The following is a 17,712-nucleotide window of genomic DNA, read 5'->3' as shown; positions in this document are numbered from 1 at the left end:
AAGGAGGACTGTTCACTGTCTACTGTTCACTGAAAATCAGTCTTCCTCTAAACAGCACTTCCACATCAACCGAGTCCGGCCTGTTTATACTGATCACATCTCCTGTGCCTCGTATCACTCCGGTTAAAGATTCCTGTGGGTTCACAAGGATATCATTACTCCCTCTGTGATTTATCCGGACATTCTGTGCCGTCAATTGTTGCGCCTCTACTCTCGAATCCCCGGCCGCGATAAAAACGGAGAAATCTGAAACATTTCCTCTTAATTGAAAAAAGTTTATGCCGTTTACTTCTATGGCCAACTCATCTGTATTCACATCCAGCTCAAAGGAGCCATCCGTGGTTTCAGTCTCTGGATTGCTAAAACTTTCGGAGATCAGGTCCAGGGAGTTATATCCCAAAATACCTTCACTCTCAACGGGCAGTCCTGTACTGCTGCGGATCTCCGTAATATTCGGTGCGGAGACATAGACTGTAGTAAGACCGTAATCCCGGAACAAGTTGCAATTGTTGGCATTTCGCAGTATAAGCCTTCCATCCTCCACCTCCGCGCTGACTTCATCCCTTAGAAACTCTCCGGTCTCAATCTCTACTTTTTGCTCATTGTCCTGCTTCAAGACCAGGCGCACCTTTTCAAAGACGGTGATCTTGTCAAAAGTACCTACGGTCACTTCTTCCCGAACAATATCTCCGGCATTCTGAAAGCAATCCGGAACATTGTCTCCGTTACAGGCATTTAAGGCGATCAATAACGCAGCCAGGGCAAACTGCCTGCCGGTTGTATGTCCCAAATTCCTTATTACGGATTTCATAGGTGTTTTATTCGTTTATTTGTCAATTCCTTTATTGGTTTATTTGTTTACTGTTCACTGTTGACTGTTCACTGAACTAACTAGGTCTCGACTCCCCGTCCGTACAGGCGCGGGCGGACGCTCGACCTGACATTTCGAACTGCCAACTGCCCGCTGCCAACTGCCAACTTATAGTATCCTCCGAAGCTTTAGCGAAGGAGGACTGTTCACTGCCCACTGCCAACTGCCAACTGAACTACAGTCTCACCCCCACGCCAAACTCTACGGCTTCAGCCTTGGCTGCGTGTGATTTCAGGGTAACAGCCCCGAACCAACGGTCACCGAAATAACGTTTAAGTCCAATCCTGTTATACATACGCCCTTCAAAATCAAAGGGGTAATACACATAGTATCCGAGTTGGGTTACCACACTCATTTTATTGATGAACAATTCGTGTCCAAGAAACAGCCCAACCCTTTTAAAATCAGTATCTGCATCTACATTCATTTCCGGAAAGGAAATGGCTTGAAACCGAATGAGTTCTTTCAGGAAATTTGAAAAGAAAATATCCGTTCCAATTTGCAAGGCACTCTTTCTTCCCAGACGCTTATCCGCATAAGCGGAAATGATGTAAAAGGGGAATTGTCCTGAATTGATCACATCACTTTCGTTCAGTCCTGTCCGGAATGCGATATTGTATTTTATCCTTTCGGTGATCTTTTCCGGCTTGTCCTGTACCAGGTAGCCCTTATCCCAGTCTTCCTCCAGGGAATAGACGATACCCGCATTAAAAGCAAACGTATTCGTTGAGGTATTGGGCGCTCTAAAATTGGCGTTGGAATAATGCACCAGGGAGATCCCGGCCTTTACCCCCAGATTGCGAAAAAGCTTCTCCTTATGATAGTTTAGCATTAGAAAGGTGGTACTCAGCAAGTGGGAACCATAAGCGTTATTACGGAAGTTTTCGTTCTTATCATAAGGGTTGGTGTTGTATGCAATTCCCTGGCCTATTCGAAATTGCAGATTCCTCTTGAAAAAATAGAAATTATAGTGAGCGTAGAGCCCAAAATTCTCTCCCAGGGTTGGATTGTTCATCCCCTGGTAAATAAATGAGAAACCGCTGTCCGGATAGTTATAGGATTGCTGCCAGGATTCCTCTCCAAAAGTCTTCTTGTTAAAAGACAGTATAAAACCCGCCGGATGGGCCGAGATCAAATGCGAAATATCCGTATTGTGAAGCAGAATTGAGCCGTAGAACGGGCTGGTGTCCAGGGTGTATGTACTTAGCTTTTCCGCTTGTTGCGCAAAACCGCAAAGGCTAAAAAGCCAGCAGGCCATATGGATTCTTAGCTTCATTGGGGGCAAAAGTAGCTAAAAGTTGTAAGTGAAAGGTAGTCAGTAATCGGCAAACGGCCTATTAAAATACGGCTTTTGCTATTTTCTTGATGTTATCCGACTTGCCCATGGAATAGTAATGAAGTACCGGTACACCAGCTTCTTTGAGCTCTTTGGATTGCGCAATGGCCCACTCTATTCCTACCTGCCGCACCTCCTTATTGTCCTTGCAAGCCTCTACGGCTTCAATCAACGCTTCCGGAAGGTCGGTCCTGAAAACTTGGGGTAGCAGTTGCATATGCCTTTTTACAGCAATGGGTTTTATTCCCGGAATTATGGGTACGTTGATCCCCATTTCCCTGGCGGCCTCTACAAAAGCGAAATACTTCTGGTTATCAAAAAACATCTGGGTAACCACATAATCTGCGCCCAGGTCTATCTTGTGCTTTAACCATTTGAGGTCTGTTTTAAGGGAGGGAGCTTCCATGTGCTTTTCCGGGTAGCCGGCCACCCCGATGCAGAAATCCGAACAGTTGTCTGTTTCAATAACTTCGTGCAGGTACTGACCGTTATTCAGGTTTCGGATCTGGCAGATAAGGTCCGAAGCATAGGCATGTCCGCCCTTTGTAGGTTCAAAATACTGCTCTTCCCTCATGGCATCTCCTCTCAGGGCCATAATATTGTCTATCCCCAGGTAATGACAATCAACCAGCAGGTATTCAGTTTCCTCCTTGGTAAAACCGCCACAAAGCACGTGTGGGATGGTGTCCACATCGTATTTATGCTTAATGGATGCGCAGATCCCTACGGTTCCCGGCCTCATACGCGTTAGTTTCTTGTCCAGCAGTCCGCCGCGGTCTATATAAACGTACTCTTCCCTGGAGGTGGTAACGTCTATAAAGGGAGGATTAAACTCCATCAGCGGTTCAATGTTGTCGTATAATTCCTGAATGCTTTTCCCCTTTACCGGAGGTATGATCTCAAAGGAAAAAAGTGTTTCTCCTTTGGCATTTTTAATATGGTCCGTAACCTTCATTTGGTATTTTAAATTCTCTTTTTATTATTTGGGCGTCCCCTGAAGCTCGCTTCGTTCGTTCAGGGACGGGCTATCCGCTTTATCCCTGAAGTAATGAAATTTACTTCAGGGGATGTCGCTTCTATCCCTTACGCGGCCTTTTGTTATGTTTTATATGCACCCACCTAACGATCAATTATCCACTATATTGGGTGCCAGCCATTTTTTTGCTTCGTCTTCGGCTATTCCTTTTCTGCTGGCATAATCAGCCACTTGCTCTTCCGTGATCTTTCCAAGACCGAAATACCTGGCTTCCGGGTTCCCAAAATAGTAGCCACTTACACTGGCTGCCGGCCACATGGCCAGGCTTTCTGTCAGTTTCACCCCAATTTGTTCTTCTACCCGCAGGATCTCCCAAATGGTCAGCTTTTCCAAATGATCCGGGCAGGCGGGGTATCCCGGAGCCGGCCGGATCCCCTTGTATTCCTCTTTGATCAGTTGCTCATTCGTCAGCTTCTCTGTTCCGGCATAACCCCAATGCTTCACCCTGATCTGTTTGTGCAGGTATTCCGCGAATGCCTCAGCCAGCCGGTCTGCCAGTGCCTTTATCATGATAGAGCTGTAATCGTCCAGCTGCTTTTCATAGGCTTCTGCTAATTCCCGTGTTCCAAAACCTGCAGTAACGCAGAAGCAACCCATATAATCCTGCAAACCGGATTCTTTCGGGGCTATAAAATCCGAAAGCGCAAAATTCGGAACCCCGGCCTTTTTCTTCAGCTGCTGGCGCAGGGTCCTGAATATGTGGCTGTTACCATCTACCTGGACTTCTATATCATCCCCATCTACAGAATTCGCAGGGAAAAGCCCAAAGACGGCCTTGGCCTTAAGTTGCTTTTTAGCTATTACCTCCTTCAGCATTTTTTGAGCATCTTCGTAGAGTTCGGTGGCTTGTTCACCTACAAGTTGGTCTTCCAGGATCTGGGGGAATTTTCCGTGTAGATCCCAACTTCGGAAAAAGGGTGTCCAGTCAATATAATCCTCCAGAAGTCCCAGATCAAGGTCGGGGATCAACTGAATCCCTGGTTCTGAGGGTTTCACAGGATCAAAAGCCGGCCAATCTATCTGAAATCGGTTGGCGCGGGCAGTAGAAAGGTCCAGGTATTCTTTTTGTTTACCCCTTTGAAGGAATTTGTCCCTGAATGCCTCGTAATCTACCTTGATAGACTTTTTGTAATCTCCCGAGGTTTCTTTATGCAATAAGTCTCCTACTACGGTAACCGCCCGGCTGGCGTCGTTCACATGAACAACCGCCGAATGGTATTGCGGATCTATTTTTACCGCTGTGTGGGCTTTGCTGGTAGTAGCTCCGCCGATCAGCAATGGCACTTGAAATTTCTGGCGTTGCATTTCCTTGGCCAGAAAGACCATTTCGTCCAGGGAAGGAGTTATCAGGCCACTTAGTCCTATAATGTCTACCTGCTCCTCACGAGCGGCCTGAATGATCTTCTCAGGAGGTACCATCACCCCAAGGTCTACGATCTCGTAATTGTTACAGGCCAGCACCACACTAACGATATTCTTGCCTATATCGTGAACATCGCCTTTTACTGTGGCCATCAGTATCTTCCCTGCGGCTCCTGCCGTACCCTCTGCCTTGGAAGCCTCAATAAATGGAGTAAGGTGGGCCACGGCCTTCTTCATCACTCGAGCCGATTTCACTACCTGTGGCAGGAACATCTTACCGCTCCCGAAAAGGTCTCCAACAACGTTCATGCCTGTCATCAGATGACCTTCTATAACCTCAATGGGTTTGGAAGACGCCAATCTGGCCTCTTCTACATCCTCTTCTATGTATTGATCTATTCCTTTTACCAGGGCCCTGGTAATACGCTCCTGTAAGGGCTCCTGCCTCCAGGAAAGATCAGCCTTAGACTCTTTGGCCTTACCCACTACGGTCTCGGCAAAGTCCAAAAGCCGTTCCGTGGCATCGTCCCTTCTGTTGAGGATTACGTCTTCTACGTACTCCAGCAGGTCTTTGGGAATATCATCGTAAACTTCAAGCAGGGCCGGGTTTACAATCCCCATATTCATTCCTGCCCGAATGGCGTGATAGAGAAAGACCGAATGCATAGCTTCGCGAACCGGGTTGTTCCCTCTAAAGCTAAAAGATACGTTACTCACGCCCCCGCTCACACTACAGTAAGGCAGGTTTTCCCTCACCCATCGGGTTCCCTCTATAAAGTCGATGGCATTGCGTTTGTGCTCTTCCATACCCGTAGCTACGGGAAAAATATTGAGGTCAAAAATGATATCCTCGGGAGGAAACTTAACCTGGTCGACCAGGATATTATACGAACGTTCCGCAATTTCAATCCGCCTTTCATAGGTATCGGCCTGCCCCACTTCATCAAATGCCATCACAATTACGGCCGCCCCATAACGACGAATGAGTTTGGCCTGACGGATAAATTCTTCCTCACCTTCCTTTAAGCTGATGGAATTTACCACGCACTTCCCCTGCACCACCTGTAATCCTGCCTCGATGATCTCCCATTTGGAGCTGTCTATCATAATTGGGACCCGGGCAATATCCGGTTCGGCTATGATGAGATTCAGGAATTTAACCATGGCCTCTTTACCGTCAATAAGGCCATCGTCCATGTTGATATCAATGATCTGAGCCCCTCCTTCTACCTGGTGGCGAGCAATTTCCAGGGCTTCTTCGTAATTCTCTTCCTTGATAAGCCTCAGGAATTTCCGGGACCCGGCCACGTTGGTCCGTTCCCCTACATTGATAAAATTACTTTCCGGAGTAACCACCAGCGGCTCTAAACCGGATAACTTTAGGTACCTGGTTTGGAGTTGATCGTTGATAGTTGATCGTTGATAGGGTTTATCAGTTATCATGATTTGTTCTTTTTATAATAATTGATGAAACCTTTTAACAATTTCTTACACTCAACAATTCGTTCAAATAGCTTATCAAATCTATCATTGCTTATAAACGCCTGATCGAAACCAAGGTAAAGTTGGGTTTCCAATTCATATAAGGAGCCTCTCGCAATATGCAGGAATTGAATAGTATCCGTTGCGGTTCGCCTGCCACAGCCTTCAGCAATATTAGAAGGAACTAAAATGGCCGATCTCCTTAGTTGCAAGGTCAACCCATATTGCTCATCTTTCGGAAACTCTTTAGTTAATGTATAAATCATACTAACAAGCGCTCTGGCCTTTTTCCAGACCTCCAATTCGGTATATTCCATATTAACAACTACTAACCTTATACTCCAAACTATCAACCATCAACCAACAACCAACAACTCCCTAGGACTATATTTCTCCACCTGTTGGGCGATAGCCTGGATGTGATCCGGAGTGGTTCCGCAACAACCTCCTACAATGTTTACAAGGCCTTTTTCCAGGTATTCATTGATTTGAGTGGCCATTTGTTCAGGGGTCTCGTCATATTCCCCGAATGCATTTGGCAGTCCGGCATTAGGGTGTGCGGAAATGGCCTTGTCTGATTTGGCCGAGATCACTTCCAAATGCGGTACCAGTTGGCTTGCCCCAAGCGCGCAATTAAAACCTATGGAGAGGATGGGAATATGGGAAACCGAGATCAGAAATGCTTCCGCTGTTTGCCCGGATAGTGTACGGCCGGAGGCATCTGTTATGGTTCCGCTTACCATGACCGGAATATCCACCCCTTTTTCTTCTTTTACTTCTTCAATTGCAAAGAGGGCTGCTTTGGCGTTAAGGGTATCAAAAATGGTTTCCACCAGCAACAGATCCGATCCTCCTTCTATGAGCGCCTCGGCCTGTTCTTTATAAGCCTTCCGCAGTTCTTCAAAGGATATTGCCCTAAAGCCAGGGTCATTGACATCCGGCGACATGCTTGCGGTTTTGTTGGTCGGGCCCATACTACCAGCCACAAAACGAGGTTTTTCCGGTTCTTTGGCTGTAAATTCGTCCGCCACGGCCCGGGCTATTCTGGCCGATTCAAAGTTCAGCTCATAGACCAGGTCTTCCATTTGATAATCCGCCATGGCAATAGTGGTACCGGAAAATGTATTGGTCTCTACAATGTCAGCACCAGCCGCAAAATACTTGCGGTGTACTTCGGCAATGGCCTCCGGCTGGGTCAGTGAAAGGAGGTCATTATTCCCTTGTAGCGGAGAGGGCCAGTCTTTAAACCGTTCACCTCTGAAATCCTCTTCGGTAAATTTGTACCGTTGTAACATGGTACCCATAGCCCCGTCCAGGACCAGAATACGTTCTTTTAAAATTTCTTCTATATGCTTCATAATTACTTTCGCGCCAGGGATTGAGGTTTTGTCGAAGCTCTCCCAACGCCCCGGAAAGGGGTTGGGAAGCGACTACCGAAAGCCCGTCCCTGAACTACGCTATAGCGAGTTTCAGGGGGCGCCCCATATTTTTGTATTATCAAGTAAGTGAAAAGAAAGACGGTGTCTTGATTTGCGTTATCTGCCCTTTCCCGGCTGCAGTCGATAGCTATCGATGCGGGATCGAGTAGAATTTAGCACCTTCTTTGTCCCGATTTCCGGGGAAAAGGGTTGCTAAGGTTTCATTGGGTCTATTCCCTCCACCTTTCTTGATAACAATTACAGATTGTAATGAACTCTGTGCAAAGTAAGTACTCAGGCTTATGAAAAACAAGCAAAATGCCAATTTTATATCCGGAGCTAAAAAGAGAAAACCCCTTGATCCTTTCGGACCAAAGGGTTCAGAGCTAATAATAAACTAAAAAACACTACATTACAATGCTCTGTACTACCTCTTTTTTGGCTTCTTTCTTAGAGCCATCAAAGCCGGTTACTCCACCAACTGTGGTATATTTCATCACATAGCGCTTGCCCGGATTAACGAGCTGGTAAGCACTCTGACACATTACCGCTGCTTCGTGAAAACCGGATAAGATCAGTTTTAACTTCCCCGGATAGGTATTTACATCACCCACGGCGTAAACGCCTGGAATATTGGTCTGGTAGTCATAAGAGTTGTTTACCTTGATGGCATTTTTCTCAATTTCCAGACCCCAATCGCCTATGGGCCCCAATTTGGGTGAAAGTCCGAATAGCGGAATGAAGTGATCCGTTTCCACATAGGTCTCCCCTTTGGCCGGATCGTTGTGTTTTATCACCACGGCTTCCAATTGCTCATCGCCATAAAGTTTTTTTACTTCGGCCTCGGTGTAGAGCCTTATTTTTCCCTGTTTTGCCAGCTCCGCGGCTTTTTCCACAGAATCCAGGGCACCACGGAATTCGTTTCGTCGGTGCACCAGGGCAACTTCAGAGGCCACATCGGCCAGAAAAATAGACCAATCCAATGCAGAGTCCCCACCTCCGGCAATAACCACTTTTTTATTTCTGTATACCTCGGGATCCTTGATCATATAGGCGACCCCTTTATCTTCAAAGTCGGCGATATTCACAATTGGGGGTTTACGAGGTTCAAATGAACCTAAACCACCAGCGATCACGACCACGGGGGCCTGGTGCTGCGTGCCTTTATTGGTGGTCACCACAAAGGAACCGTCTTCCTGTTTTTCCAGGGTTTCCGCCCGTTCTCCCAGGGTAAAACCAGGTTCAAAAGGCGCGATTTGCTCCATGAGCCGGTCTACAAGATCTCCTGCGAGGATTTCCGGATAGGCCGGAATATCGTAGATGGGTTTTTTGGGATAGATCTCCGAGCACTGCCCTCCCGGCTGGGGTAAGGCGTCTATCAGGTGTGTTTTCATCTTTAGCAGGCCGGCTTCGAACACTGTAAACAAGCCAGTTGGCCCGGCTCCGATAATTATGATATCTGTTTTGATCATAGTTTTCTACTCTTTAAATTTTTACGGCCTTGGTGGTCTCCTGCTCCTTTTTTAGATCTGCGGATACCTCTGACCTGCTTATTTGGGATTCGTTTTTATCTACCAGGGTCTTAGTGACCTCATTCATTTTATCTACTTTGTACTCAAAATCGCCTTTAAGTGTTTTTCTGTAAGCATTGAGATTCTGTACCATTTCATTGATGTTGTCCGGCAATACCTCCTCAAAAAACTGCCGTAGTCTTTTGGCTGTGGTAGGCGATTTCCCGTTTGTAGAAATGGCCACCTTTACATTGCCTTTGGTAACTATACCACCCATGTAAAAGTCGCAATAAGGTGGATTGTCCGCTACGTTCACCAGTTTGTCCAGGCCCCTGCAATCTTTATAGATCTGAATATTCAGTTCCGGCTTGTCTGTGGTAGCCACCACCAGATGCTTTCCCTCCAGATATTTGGTATCGTAGAAATCCGTAATCAAATCGGCCTTAAACCGCTTTGCCAATTCCAGGGTCCCCGGACGAAACATCGGAGATACCAGTGTTATATTGGCATCAGGGCTCGACTTGGTAAGGAATTGCAATTTTTCCTCGGCCACGTAGCCTCCTCCCACGATCAGCACATGCAGCTGACTGGTCTTTAAAAAGATCGGGTATAGATTATTGCGTTCCATTAACTAATTTCTTCTAAAATCAACTCCCGGCGGATGGCTTCTAAGGCCGTTTTATGGCGTACTACCTCCCCAATGATAATGATAGCGGGATTCTTCAATGCCTTGCTTTCTACCTCAGCGAGTATCGTATTCGCGGTGCCCAGGGCAATTTGTTCGTTATCCCAGGTCCCGTTTTGGATCACAGCAACGGGAATATCCGCTTTCCCTTCCTTTTTGAAAAGGGCAGTGATCTGGTCCAGTTTAGACATCCCCATGAGGATGACCACTGTTGCATTGGACTTGGCCGCCAGGGCCACATCGTCCGATAATTTATGTTCTTTTGTCGTCCCGGTAATCACCCAGAAACTCTCCGCAGCTCCTCTTTTGGTGACCGGGATATCTTGCGCTGCCGGAACTGCTATACAAGAGGAAATCCCAGGTACCATGGCCACTTCAAGTCCGTGTTCTGCCGCATAGGTCATTTCTTCGGCCCCCCGGCCAAAAACAAAGGGGTCTCCTCCTTTTAGTCGTACTACGTGCCCTTGGTCGTGCGCCCGGCTTACGATAAGTTCGTTGATCTGCTCCTGATGGTAACTATAGCAGCCTTTGCGCTTTCCGACGAAAATATGTTCTGCTTCCGGGGCGTAATCCAGCAATTGGGTGTCTACCAGGGCGTCGTATAAAACTACATCGGCCTGCTGCAGTGCCTTTACACCACGGATTGTAATGAGATCTACTGCGCCTGGTCCGGCGCCGATCACCGTTAATTTTGGCGATTTAGGCATAGGCCAACTCCTCCTTTCTGTGGTTTTCAATCTGCTTTAAAAAAGATTGGGCATCCGCTAAATAGGTCCTGGCAAAGTCTGCTGTAGGCTCATTTTCATTGAGCTGCAGTACCAGTTTTTCAAAAGAGCCTCCCAGATTCAGTTTTCCGCTCTCTACGAATAGTGCATCAAAATCCTTTACGATGCTGGCGTGAGTATTTGTTTTTACCTTCTCTGCCGTAAGCAGTGCCTTGGCTGAATTCACCATAGAAGCATAGGAGTGGTAGATACTTGCCGCCCACTTCCCTTCTTCCAGGGTTTCAGAAGCTTTTTGGATCTTCTCTTCACTCTCGAACAATAAGGTAGCTACGAGATCAATGACCACCCCGGCGCATTCACCAATACCAATGGCCTTCTTGTAGCGTTCCGTATTACCCCAATCTATAAAGTCTTCAGGTTTGAGATCCTCAATATCCGCAAGGGGTTTCAGGAGGTCATAAAAGTAATGTTCTCCTTGTTCCGCATAATAGGCATCGTAAGTCGCGCCCTTGCCATTGGCCTCAAAATCGTTCAGGATCAGGCGTAGGGCCTGAGGTCCTCTTTTACTTGGAACCTTAATGACTTTATCAGCGAAGCGTCCTTTACCGTTTCCGAGATTGCCGCCGCCCAGTAAAACCTGAAGGGCCGGGGCTACCAGTTTGTCTTTTGTACGGATAGACATTCCCTGAAAACCGATATGGGCCATATTGTGCTGCCCGCAGGCGTTCATACAACCGCTTATCTTGATCACCACATCAGGATTGCTTATGTACTGAGGGTACTCCGCTTTGATTATCCTTTCCAGTTCTTCTGCGATTCCGGTACTACTGGCAATACCCAGATTACAGGTATCCGTTCCGGGGCAGGCTGTAATATCCAGGGCCTTATTATAGCCGGCTTCGGCGAAACCAAGTTTTTTTAGTTCCGTATAGAAATAAGGCACCAGCTCTTCCTTTACGTAAGGGATCAGGATGTTCTGGCGCAAGGAAAGACGGATCTCCCCTGCGGCATACCGCTCAACCAAATCTGCCAACAATCTCGCCTTATCCGTATAAAAATCCCCGAGCAAAACTTTGATCCCTATAGCTACATACCCCTCTTGCTTTTGGGCTACCAGATTGGTTTGTTTCCAATATTCAAAGGCCTTCTGGTCTGTTATCCTCACTTCAGGAACTTTGGTTTCTAATACTTTGATTTCCGGATAGGATTCAAAGTCGATCGGGTAAGTCTCGAAAGGAACCGCCGGCCGGACTTCCTGAAGCAGTTCTCTGAAACCGTCCAGTCCTACATCCTTTAAAAGGAATTTCATTCTCGCCTTGGCTCGACTCTTGCGTTCGCCATAGCGGTCAAAAACCCGTATTACAGCTTCCATTAAAGGAACGATCTTATCTGTAGCCAGGAAGGAATACAGTTCATCCGCATGTCTTGGTTGGGATCCGAGACCACCTCCGAGCATTACTTTGAATCCCCGGACTCCATTTTCCAATTTGGCAATGAATCCCAGGTCGTGCATGTAAGAGAGTCCGGTGTCCGCGTCTGAGGCGGAAAAAGATACCTTGAATTTCCGTCCCATTTCCTGTCCAATAGGATTTCTGAGGAAGTACTCAAAAACTGCCTGAGCATAGGGAGAAACGTCAAAGGGTTCTTCCGGGTCTATACCAGCCGTTTCGCTGGCAGTTACATTACGAACGGTATTTCCGCAAGCTTCACGGAGGGTAACATCGTCTTTCTCCAACTCCGCCCAAAGTTCCGGGGTGCGCTCCAATTCCACATAATGGATCTGAATGTCCTGCCGGGTAGTGATATGCAGCCGTCCGGTGGAGTACTCATCGGCCACATCGGAGATCCTCCGAAGTTGATTGGCGCGTACCTTACCGTAAGGTAGTTTTATGCGTATCATCTGTACGCCTTGCTGACGCTGGCCGTAAACCCCACGGGCTAGCCTGAGGCTACGGAATTTTTCTTCATCAAGCTCTCCCTCCTTGAACTGGCGGATCTTTTTCTCCAGCTCAATGATGTCTTTTTCAACTACGGGATTCTCAATCTCTGTTCTAAAACTCTGCATAATTCAGCGTCTTAATTTTTAATATATTTTGCCTATAGATTTAATAGATTTATAAACGCAAAAACCTATCTTCCTTCGGCTTTTTTCTTCGTATTAGCCTGTCTTCTTAGCCATTAATAAAACCTACTCCTGCGGTTGCGTTGGTGTGCGCATCTATCAGGATAAATGCTCCGTTGGACCTGTTTTCCGTATAGTCGTCATAGAAAATAGGCTTACTGAGTTTTATTTGTACCTCGCCGATCTCGTTAAGACCCAATTGATTGTTGGCTTCAAGAACACCACTAAAATCCGTGGCGATATTATTTCTTATGACATCAATTTTAGACAGTACACTATTGGTGTTATGTTGCACGATGTATTTGGTGCCCGGACGCAATTGTTTGTTGTCCATCCAGCAAACGATCGCATTGATCTCTTTTTCCACACGAGGCAATTCATCCGTTTTCACGAGCATATCCCCACGGGTAATATTGATCTCATCTTCCAGGGTCAGGGTCACGGAACTTCCGGCCCCAGCCTTATCGAATGTTTGGTCAAAAAAGAAGATCTCTTTTATCCTGGAGGTCTTCAGAGATGGCAATACGGTAACCTCGTCTCCTACTTTTAGGTCGCCACCGTATATTTTACCGGCATAACCCCGGAAATCGTGAAACTCTTCCGTCTTTGGGCGTATAACCGTTTGTACCGGAAATCTGAATTTACTTTTATCGGACACATCGGCAATCTCTAATTTCTCAAGGTGTTCCAACAGGGTTTCACCTTCGTACCAGGGCATATTTTCCGATCTGGCCGCAACGTTGTCTCCTTTCAAAGCGCTAACCGGAATGTAATTCAGTCGTTGTTCCCCATAGGTGCTTTTTTCATTCAGCAGCTCAAAGTTTTCACGGATATCATTAAATATCTCTTCGGAATAACCTACAAGGTCCATCTTGTTAACGGCCACAATTACGTCTTTTACACGCAATAGATTATTGATAAAGAAGTGGCGGTAGGTTTGTTCTATCACACCTTTCCGCGCATCGATAAGAATGATGGCAACCTGCGAAGTGGAGGCTCCTGTGACCATATTCCTGGTGTATTCCACATGCCCGGGGGTATCCGCGATAATATAGCTACGGGTAGGGGTTGAAAAATAGATATGGGCCACATCAATGGTGATGCCCTGCTCTCTTTCTGCAACCAAACCGTCCGTTGCCAGGGAAAAATCCAGGTAATCATAACCTTTCTTTTCACTGCTCTTCCTTATAGCCTCAAGCTTGTCTTCGGTCAGTGATTTTGTATCGTACAACAGCCTTCCGATCAAGGTGCTTTTGCCGTCATCCACGCTTCCGGCGGTTGCTATTTTAAGTACTTCCATTGCCTTCTTCTAAAAATATCCTTGTTGTTTTCTTTTTTCCATAGCCGCCTCGGAGCGTTTGTCATCGATCCGGGCCCCTCTTTCCGAGATTTTAGAATCCCTTATTTCGGCCACAACCTTGTCAATGGTATCTGCATGAGATTCCACCGCGGCGGTACAGGACATATCGCCTACCGTTCGAAAGCGAACCCATCTGGATTCAACTTCCTCGTCTTCCGCACGAAAAACAATATCGTCCTGGGCAGACCAGATCAGCCCGTCCCTGAGGAAAGTTTCCCGTTCATGAGCGAAATAGATGGAGGGAATGTCTATACCCTCTTTCTGTATATAGCTCCAAACGTCTAATTCGGTCCAGTTACTAATGGGGAAAACCCTGACATTCTGGCCTATTTCAATATTCCCGTTAAGCATATCAAAAAGCTCCGGCCGTTGGTTCTTTTCATCCCACTGCCCAAAGTCATCCCGGACAGAGAAGATCCTCTCTTTGGCCCTTGCCTTTTCCTCATCCCTCCTGGCACCACCAATACATGCGTCGAACTTGAACTCTTCTATGGCATCAAGTAGTGTAGTGGTCTGGAGGGTATTCCTGCTGGCATATTTACCGGTCTCTTCCACCACTTTCCCCTGGTCTATGGAATCCTGAACATTACGAACGATCAGTTCCACCCCAAGTTCATTAACCAGTTCATCCCTAAAGGCTATGGTCTCCGGAAAATTGTGCCCGGTGTCTATATGCAGTAAAGGAAATGGTATCCTGGCGGGATAAAACGCCTTTTGCGCCAGGCGTACCAGGGTAATAGAGTCTTTCCCACCCGAAAAAAGCAGTACCGGACGCTCAAATTGAGCGGCTACCTCCCTTAAGATGTAGATCGCTTCGTTCTCCAGGGCATTCGCTTGTACCCTGCTGGTGATAGCTTCCGGTGAAAGCGGCTGTTTTTCCAATGCTAATGTTGTTTCTGTATTCACTATTGTAGGTTTTTATTAGGTATGTAAACCGCATTCTCTGTTTTCCAAAACTTTTGTAGGATCAAAATACTTGTGCTCGTTAGGCAGTTCGTTCTTGGCGAGATATGCATCTAATTCTGCATCGCTCCAGTGGTAAAACGGACTTACTTTGAGCACTCCATCCTTGCTTACGCTCAGCACGTCCAGAGTATCCCTCAGACTGGTTTGTCCTTTCCTCAGGTTGGTAAACCACAGATCCGGTTGGTGCTCTTTCATAGCCCTGCGAAAAGGTTCCAATTTGACCTGTTCCGTAAACAGGGCATGTCTGGGATCCTCTACTCCCGGAATTCCCAAAACCACATCACGGTGAGCCGATGTTTGAGCAGGTACGTACAGCTTGATATTCAAGTCAAGCCTCCTTTGTAACTCTTCGGCATGTTTGTAGGTATTTGGAGTATTATATCCGGTATCACACCAAATCACGGGAATGTCTCCCTTTACCTCAGTGACCGCATGAAGTATTGCGACCTCATAAGGCCTGAAATTGGTGGTAAGCACGGGTTTTTCCGCCTGGTTAATAGCCCAGGAAATGATTTCCTGAGGCTCCGCCCCTTTAAAGCGGGCGTTTAATTCCTGAAGTGATTCCTTGTTCAGTATCATAATACTTTCGCTCTAACTACTTACCCCAGGAGATGCTGTTCCAGATCCTTTCATGAAAAAAATACAACACCATTTTGGTCACTAATTCTACCAGGCCAATAGAAAAGGCCAGGGTCAGTGTTCCGGTAATAATCCAGGAAATGATGATGGTATCCAGTGTTCCAATCACTCGCCAGCTAATGGATTTGGCGATACTTCGTTTAGGATGTTCAGAGCTTCTGTCACGTTTGTAGTCGTTCCTGGAACGCTCTTTACTTATTACGAATTGGTCTGTAAGCATGTTTCGATTTTTAATTATCCCATAGATTTAATAGGATAAACAAACATAGTATTTATTTTTAATCTTAGACGTTAAAATTACCCGAATATTATGTTTATCCTATAGTTTTAGTAGATTTTTAAGATTTCCCCGGCTCTATTACCAATTTTGCAATAAAAGCACAGTATTGTTACGGAACTGATTGCGGACTGAGTTGATTTGATGTACTGCGATGTTCTAAGCTAGAGGACAAGGTCTGCCAGAGTAGTGTTCCGGTATACGTCCAGGGCGCTATCCCTTACCTGGATCATCAGTTTATGAACAGCGCAACTGGCTTCATCCGGGCAATCATCGCATTTCTCATAAAAATTCAGACTCACACAGGGAACCATTGCTATGGGCCCTTCCAAAACCCGCATTACCGCGGTCATAGGGATTTCAGAAGGTTCCTTAATGAGGTAATAGCCTCCGCCCTTGCCTTTTTTTGAGCCTAAAAACCCGGTTTTTCGAAGGCTTAGCAGAATGCTCTCCAAAAACTTCTGGGAGATATTTTCATGCCTGGAGATCTCGGCAATCTGAATGGGTTGGTTCTTCTCTTGAGACGCTAAATAAGATAGGGCTTTCAAGCCGTATTTTGTCTTTTTGGAAAGCATAGTACTAAGATAGGAAAAATAGAGCGATTCCCTTCTTAGTCGCTACCTAAAGCCTGGTCTATATCCCGGATAATATCTTCAATATGTTCCAGTCCTACAGAGACCCGGACCATGCCGTCTGTAATCCCCGTTCCAAGGCGTTCTTCCTCGGATAACTTACTGTGGGTGGTGGATGCCGGGTGTGTAACGATACTACGTGTATCTCCCAAATTGGCTGAGAGCGAAAGCAGTTTCACCCGGTCAAAAAATCTCCTGCCTTCCTTTAGCCCTCCTTTTACTTCAAAGGCCACTACACTTCCTCCGGCTTTCATCTGTTTTTTGGCCAGGTTGTACTGTGGATGTGATTTTAGAAAGGGGTACTTCACCCAATTCACTTTGGAGTGGGTTTCCAGGAATTCCGCCAGTTTCAGGGCATTCGCGCAATGACGATCTACCCTTACACTCAGGGTTTCAAGGCTTTTGGACAATAGCCAGGCGTTAAATGGAGAAAGTGCCGGGCCACTTATTCTGGCAAAGCGATAAATACGATCTATCAATTCTCTCTTCCCGACCGTTATGCCTCCTAATACCCTACCCTGGCCGTCCATAAGTTTGGTACCTGAATGGATCACAAGGTCCGCCCCGAACTTTATGGGTTGCTGTAAATACGGCGATGCGAAGCAGTTGTCTATTACCAAAATAAGCTGGTGCTTTTTGGCCACTTTTCCCAGGAATTCCAGATCCAGGATATCCACCCCGGGATTGGTAGGGGATTCCGCGTAGATCATTCGAGTATTTGGCTGGATGTATTCTTCGATCTTTGAAATTTCCTCCGTTCCAAAATAAGTATGTCTGATGTCCCACTGGGGGAAAAACTGGGTAAAGAGGCTATGGGTAGAGCCAAAAATGCTACGGGCAGACAATACGTGATCCCCACTATTGAGCAATGCCGCAAAGGTGGAGAAAACCGCCGCCATGCCAGAGGCAAAGGCAAATCCATCTTCAGCACCTTCCATCTTACATACCTTGTCTATAAACTCCGAGGTATTGGGATTCGCGTAACGAGAATAAATTGTTCGGTCCGTTTCCTCCGCAAAGGCGGCCCTCATATCTTCCGCATCCTCAAACACAAAACTGGAGGTAAGGTACATGGGACTGGAATGTTCCAGGAATTGTGAACGCTCTATCTGGGTTCGTATCGCTTCGGTTTCAAATCGGTTGTTTTTCATATTTATCTGTTGGGGGAACCAGGGGGCAATTCCAAATCCTCCGTTAAATCATTACCCACTCTTTACTGCTTACTCCCGATAGCTATCGGGACTGTTCACTGCAATTTTATCCTTCTCACCTTCCGTTCAGAATGACTGT

16 protein-coding genes and 1 riboswitch are annotated in these 17,712 nt (G+C 46.5%); all 16 genes read right to left on the bottom strand.

The genetic code is table 11. The annotated features are described in order from the left end of the window. Nucleotides 1-19: 19 nt before the first annotated feature. Nucleotides 20-811 carry a head GIN domain-containing protein gene (locus tag GTQ38_RS18220; RefSeq protein WP_161436998.1) on the bottom strand — a complete coding sequence of 264 codons (792 nt, stop codon included), beginning with the start codon at nt 809-811 and terminating at the stop codon, nt 20-22. A gap of 235 nt (nt 812-1,046) precedes the next feature. Beyond that, nucleotides 1,047-2,147 carry an acyloxyacyl hydrolase gene (locus GTQ38_RS18215; protein WP_161436997.1) on the bottom strand — a complete coding sequence of 367 codons (1,101 nt, stop codon included), beginning with the start codon at nt 2,145-2,147 and terminating at the stop codon, nt 1,047-1,049. 61 nt (nt 2,148-2,208) lie between these two features. Next, nucleotides 2,209-3,162: a methylenetetrahydrofolate reductase [NAD(P)H] gene (gene metF / locus GTQ38_RS18210; RefSeq protein ID WP_161436996.1), complete on the bottom strand. Its 954-nt coding sequence runs from the start codon at nt 3,160-3,162 to the stop codon at nt 2,209-2,211. A gap of 171 nt (nt 3,163-3,333) precedes the next feature. Continuing rightward, the gene (metH, locus tag GTQ38_RS18205; RefSeq protein ID WP_161436995.1) at nt 3,334-6,048 is read right to left on the bottom strand and encodes a methionine synthase; all 2,715 of its coding nucleotides are present in this window, start codon (nt 6,046-6,048) and stop codon (nt 3,334-3,336) included. Next, a complete protein-coding gene (locus GTQ38_RS18200; RefSeq protein ID WP_161436994.1) occupies nt 6,045-6,404 on the bottom strand; it encodes a four helix bundle protein in 360 nt (119 codons plus the stop codon). The genes metH and GTQ38_RS18200 overlap by 4 nt, the downstream gene beginning before the upstream one ends. A 39-nt stretch (nt 6,405-6,443) precedes the next feature. After that, nucleotides 6,444-7,445 carry a homocysteine S-methyltransferase family protein gene (locus tag GTQ38_RS18195; RefSeq protein ID WP_161436993.1) on the bottom strand — a complete coding sequence of 334 codons (1,002 nt, stop codon included), beginning with the start codon at nt 7,443-7,445 and terminating at the stop codon, nt 6,444-6,446. Nucleotides 7,446-7,646: 201 nt separating this feature from the next. Further along, nucleotides 7,647-7,763: riboswitch (SAM riboswitch) on the bottom strand. Between the two features lie 149 nt (nt 7,764-7,912). Continuing rightward, nucleotides 7,913-8,977, bottom strand: coding sequence for an NAD(P)/FAD-dependent oxidoreductase (locus GTQ38_RS18190; RefSeq protein ID WP_161436992.1), 1,065 nt, complete (start codon nt 8,975-8,977; stop codon nt 7,913-7,915). 13 nt (nt 8,978-8,990) lie between these two features. After that, nucleotides 8,991-9,644 carry a precorrin-2 dehydrogenase/sirohydrochlorin ferrochelatase family protein gene (locus GTQ38_RS18185; RefSeq protein WP_161436991.1) on the bottom strand — a complete coding sequence of 218 codons (654 nt, stop codon included), beginning with the start codon at nt 9,642-9,644 and terminating at the stop codon, nt 8,991-8,993. Beyond that, complete coding sequence (cobA, locus tag GTQ38_RS18180) at nt 9,644-10,408, bottom strand: uroporphyrinogen-III C-methyltransferase (protein ID WP_161436990.1); 765 nt, start codon at nt 10,406-10,408, stop codon at nt 9,644-9,646. Before cobA ends, GTQ38_RS18185 begins: the two co-directional genes overlap by 1 nt. Then, the gene (locus GTQ38_RS18175) at nt 10,401-12,491 is read right to left on the bottom strand and encodes a HEPN domain-containing protein (protein WP_161436989.1); all 2,091 of its coding nucleotides are present in this window, start codon (nt 12,489-12,491) and stop codon (nt 10,401-10,403) included. Before GTQ38_RS18175 ends, cobA begins: the two co-directional genes overlap by 8 nt. 106 nt (nt 12,492-12,597) lie before the next feature. Further along, the gene (locus GTQ38_RS18170) at nt 12,598-13,848 is read right to left on the bottom strand and encodes a sulfate adenylyltransferase subunit 1 (RefSeq protein ID WP_161436988.1); all 1,251 of its coding nucleotides are present in this window, start codon (nt 13,846-13,848) and stop codon (nt 12,598-12,600) included. 9 nt (nt 13,849-13,857) lie between these two features. After that, nucleotides 13,858-14,760, bottom strand: a complete 903-nt coding sequence (cysD, locus tag GTQ38_RS18165) for a sulfate adenylyltransferase subunit CysD (RefSeq protein WP_161437179.1) — start codon at nt 14,758-14,760, stop codon at nt 13,858-13,860. Between the two features lie 69 nt (nt 14,761-14,829). Then, nucleotides 14,830-15,453: a phosphoadenosine phosphosulfate reductase domain-containing protein gene (locus GTQ38_RS18160; RefSeq protein WP_161436987.1), complete on the bottom strand. Its 624-nt coding sequence runs from the start codon at nt 15,451-15,453 to the stop codon at nt 14,830-14,832. Nucleotides 15,454-15,469: 16 nt separating this feature from the next. Beyond that, complete coding sequence (locus GTQ38_RS18155; protein ID WP_161436986.1) at nt 15,470-15,733, bottom strand: DUF2061 domain-containing protein; 264 nt, start codon at nt 15,731-15,733, stop codon at nt 15,470-15,472. A gap of 221 nt (nt 15,734-15,954) precedes the next feature. Further along, the gene (locus GTQ38_RS18150) at nt 15,955-16,365 is read right to left on the bottom strand and encodes an RrF2 family transcriptional regulator (protein WP_161436985.1); all 411 of its coding nucleotides are present in this window, start codon (nt 16,363-16,365) and stop codon (nt 15,955-15,957) included. Nucleotides 16,366-16,400: 35 nt separating this feature from the next. Beyond that, nucleotides 16,401-17,573: a trans-sulfuration enzyme family protein gene (locus GTQ38_RS18145; protein ID WP_161436984.1), complete on the bottom strand. Its 1,173-nt coding sequence runs from the start codon at nt 17,571-17,573 to the stop codon at nt 16,401-16,403. Nucleotides 17,574-17,712: the final 139 nt, after the last annotated feature.

The sequence above is a fragment of the Poritiphilus flavus genome (assembly GCF_009901585.1).
Lineage (GTDB): Bacteria > Bacteroidota > Bacteroidia > Flavobacteriales > Flavobacteriaceae > Poritiphilus > Poritiphilus flavus.
This window is presented reverse-complemented; position numbering and strand designations above follow the sequence as displayed.

Coding starts and splice junctions, on each gene's coding strand:
- GTQ38_RS18220 (WP_161436998.1), bottom strand. CDS start 811: ATGAAATCCGTAATAAGGAATTTGGGACATACAACCGGCAGGCAGTTT.
- GTQ38_RS18215 (WP_161436997.1), bottom strand. CDS start 2,147: ATGAAGCTAAGAATCCATATGGCCTGCTGGCTTTTTAGCCTTTGCGGT.
- metF (WP_161436996.1), bottom strand. CDS start 3,162: ATGAAGGTTACGGACCATATTAAAAATGCCAAAGGAGAAACACTTTTT.
- metH (WP_161436995.1), bottom strand. CDS start 6,048: ATGATAACTGATAAACCCTATCAACGATCAACTATCAACGATCAACTC.
- GTQ38_RS18200 (WP_161436994.1), bottom strand. CDS start 6,404: ATGGAATATACCGAATTGGAGGTCTGGAAAAAGGCCAGAGCGCTTGTT.
- GTQ38_RS18195 (WP_161436993.1), bottom strand. CDS start 7,445: ATGAAGCATATAGAAGAAATTTTAAAAGAACGTATTCTGGTCCTGGAC.
- GTQ38_RS18190 (WP_161436992.1), bottom strand. CDS start 8,977: ATGATCAAAACAGATATCATAATTATCGGAGCCGGGCCAACTGGCTTG.
- GTQ38_RS18185 (WP_161436991.1), bottom strand. CDS start 9,644: ATGGAACGCAATAATCTATACCCGATCTTTTTAAAGACCAGTCAGCTG.
- cobA (WP_161436990.1), bottom strand. CDS start 10,408: ATGCCTAAATCGCCAAAATTAACGGTGATCGGCGCCGGACCAGGCGCA.
- GTQ38_RS18175 (WP_161436989.1), bottom strand. CDS start 12,491: ATGCAGAGTTTTAGAACAGAGATTGAGAATCCCGTAGTTGAAAAAGAC.
- GTQ38_RS18170 (WP_161436988.1), bottom strand. CDS start 13,848: ATGGAAGTACTTAAAATAGCAACCGCCGGAAGCGTGGATGACGGCAAA.
- GTQ38_RS18160 (WP_161436987.1), bottom strand. CDS start 15,453: ATGATACTGAACAAGGAATCACTTCAGGAATTAAACGCCCGCTTTAAA.
- GTQ38_RS18155 (WP_161436986.1), bottom strand. CDS start 15,733: ATGCTTACAGACCAATTCGTAATAAGTAAAGAGCGTTCCAGGAACGAC.
- GTQ38_RS18150 (WP_161436985.1), bottom strand. CDS start 16,365: ATGCTTTCCAAAAAGACAAAATACGGCTTGAAAGCCCTATCTTATTTA.
- GTQ38_RS18145 (WP_161436984.1), bottom strand. CDS start 17,573: ATGAAAAACAACCGATTTGAAACCGAAGCGATACGAACCCAGATAGAG.